Below are 249 nucleotides of genomic sequence, written 5' to 3' on the forward strand. Positions count from 1 at the left end.
GATTCGCTCAGCACCAGTTCCCCTTTGGGCCGTCCGCTCATCCTTGCCCCCTCGCATCAAGTGCCACATAGAACACTTTAGTACGTGATCGGCATCATTCAATGAATTTTTAACTCAAGACACTAGAGCGTGTTAGGAACTTCGATTGAGACCTGGTATCCTGGCGGGATGAAAAGAACCGACCGCAAAGGGTATCCGACAGATGTGTCGGATGAGGAATGGAGTTTCGCGGCGCCGTATCTGACGCTG

The 249-nt window shown here is 51.8% G+C and carries 1 pseudogene; it reads left to right on the plus strand.

What is annotated here, in order from left to right:
• Positions 1-168: 168 nt before the first annotated feature.
• Positions 169-249 (plus strand): annotated as a pseudogene (locus AB4Y34_RS42505) (IS5/IS1182 family transposase); the annotation flags it as partial.

The sequence above is a fragment of the Paraburkholderia sp. BR10954 genome (genome assembly GCF_040965775.1).
Classification (GTDB): domain Bacteria; phylum Pseudomonadota; class Gammaproteobacteria; order Burkholderiales; family Burkholderiaceae; genus Paraburkholderia; species Paraburkholderia youngii.